Source organism: Corallococcus exercitus (genome assembly GCF_003611585.1).
In the GTDB taxonomy this organism is placed as follows: domain Bacteria; phylum Myxococcota; class Myxococcia; order Myxococcales; family Myxococcaceae; genus Corallococcus; species Corallococcus exercitus.
The window spans coordinates 1-1,729 of the sequence record NZ_RAVW01000762.1; the positions used below are offsets into that span (position 1 = coordinate 1).

A 1,729-nucleotide genomic window follows, 5' to 3' on the forward strand; every position below is an offset into this window, starting at 1 on the left:
GGGCGGGGCGGCGGGACGATGCGCTTGGCGCGCAGGTCCTTGATGACCAGCCGGGTGATGGTCTTGAGCGTGTCCATCACGCCGCGGCCGCTGGTGGCGGCCGACTCGAAGTCGGGGACGCCGCGGGGGTTGAGCTCCCGGCGCAGCTCCTCCACGGAGAGGACGTTGTCCAGGTCCCGCTTGTTCCACTGCATCACCAGCGGGAAGCGGTCCAGCCGGATGCCGTTCTCCAGGAGGTTCTCCTCCAGGTTGGCCAGGGACTCGCGGTTGGCGTCCATGGCCTCCGCCTGCGAGTCCGCCACGAACACGACGCCGTCCGCGCCCTGGAGCACCAGCTTGCGGGTGGCGTTGTAGAAGACCTGTCCGGGCACGGTGTAGAGGGCCAGGCGCACGGAGCAGTCGCCCACGCGCTCCACCTTCACGGGCAGGAAGTCGAAGAAGAGCGTCCGGTCGCCTTCGGTGGCGATGGACATCATCTCGCCGCGGTGGGCCGGGCGAACGGTCTCGTAGACCTTTCGCAGGGTCGTCGTCTTCCCCGACAGGCCGGGGCCGTAGAAGACGATCTTCGCGGCCACTTCGCGGGCCATCAGGTTCACGCTGCTCACGGTGTCAGCTTACCTAGAACGACTCGGCGCATTGCGCCAGTTGCGGGGCGAACATTCGCGGGCGTCCCGGCCCGGTGCTCGGCCGCGAGCAGGGCGAAGAGGGCCGCTTCCTTCGCCTCCTCCGGGAAGCCCAGCACGTCCAGCCGCTCCAGCGGCACCGGGGCCAGCCGCGCCCGCAGGTCCGCCATGAGCACCGGGTTCCGCGTCCCACCCCCGGAGGCATACACCGCCTCCAGCCGGGGGAAGCGGGGGTGCACCCAGGTCTCGAAGGCGCGCGCGGTGGCCTCCACGGTGAAGGCGCGCGCGGTGGCCATCAGGTCGTGGGGCCGCTCCGGGGCCGCCTTCCAGAGCCGGTCCACCAGCGCCTCGCCAAAGCCCTCGCGGCCCGCGCTGCGCGGTGGGGGACGGGCGAGGAATGGATGCGCGAGCAGCTCCTCCAGGAGCCCCGGAATCACCTGTCCGCGCGAGGACAGGCTCCCGTCCCTGTCACACCCGAGCTGTCCCTGCGTCACCCGGCGCGCCAGGCCGTCCAGCACCATGTTCGCGGGCCCGGTGTCGAACGCGAGCGTGTCGTCCAGGTGCTCGCCCACGACGCTCACGTTGGCGATGCCGCCCAGGTTGAGGAACGCGCGCGTGGCGTCCGGCCGCTCGCGGTTCCGGAAGACGGCCCAGTCCAGGTAGGGCACCAGCGGAGCGCCCTGGCCACCCACGGCCATGTCGCGGGTGCGGAAGTCGCTGACGACGGGCAGGCCGGTGCGCTCGGCGATGACGTCCGCCTCGCCAATCTGGAGCGTGGAGGCGATGGGGGACAGGTCCGAGGGCAGGTGGGCCATCGTCTGGCCATGCGAGCCGACGACGTGGATGTCCTCGGGCTTCACGCCCGCGCGCGCGATGACGGCGAGGACGGTTTCGGCGAAGCGCTCACCGAGCTCGAAGTTGAGGGCGCAGAGGCTCCGGGCGTCCTGCGGGCCCAGCACCCGCGCGACGAGGTCCGGGGAGAAGGGGCGTGAGACGTGCGCGACCAGCTGGAGCGCCACGTCCGCGCCCGTGCCCTCCACGCGGCACAGCGCCGCGTCCGCCGCGTCCACGCTGGTGCCGGACAGCACGCCCACGCACAGCCGGGG

At 72.1% G+C, this 1,729-nt stretch carries 2 protein-coding genes; both read right to left on the reverse strand.

What is annotated here, in order from left to right:
* On the reverse strand, positions 1–605 hold a 605-nt coding region (locus D7W79_RS41780; protein ID WP_244222274.1), incomplete at its 3' end, for a GTP-binding protein.
* A partial coding sequence (locus tag D7W79_RS41785; RefSeq protein ID WP_244222275.1) for an anhydro-N-acetylmuramic acid kinase occupies positions 602–1,729 on the reverse strand: 1,128 nt, incomplete at its 5' end. The genes D7W79_RS41785 and D7W79_RS41780, both read right to left, overlap by 4 nt.